This window comes from Exiguobacterium sp. s150, from assembly GCF_018618435.1.
Classification (GTDB): domain Bacteria; phylum Bacillota; class Bacilli; order Exiguobacteriales; family Exiguobacteriaceae; genus Exiguobacterium; species Exiguobacterium alkaliphilum.
This window is the reverse complement of sequence record NZ_JACSMC010000105.1, coordinates 1-236: the sequence shown is the minus strand read 5'-3', so window position 1 is coordinate 236 and position 236 is coordinate 1. Positions and strand designations below refer to the sequence as shown.

Below are 236 nucleotides of genomic sequence, written 5' to 3'. Positions count from 1 at the left end.
GACCCCCAACTACTTTCGGCGCTGAAGCGCTTAACTTCCGTGTTCGGCATGGGAACGGGTGTGGCCGCTTCGCTATCGCCACCAGACAAGTATTATATTAACATCATTTAAGTATAACGTCAATATGTTTTAAGAGATTGTTCTCTCAAAACTGAAGATTCATCAATACAAACCATAGACTAGATCAAAGCCTCGACCGATTAGTATCATTCAGCTCCACGTGTCACCACGCTTCC

Annotated in this window: 1 rRNA gene; it reads right to left on the bottom strand. The window is 44.5% G+C overall.

Features of this window, described 5'->3' with window-relative positions:
* Positions 1-86 (bottom strand): 5S ribosomal RNA (rrf, locus tag KNP76_RS15740); the annotation flags it as partial.
* Positions 87-236 lie beyond the last annotated feature (150 nt).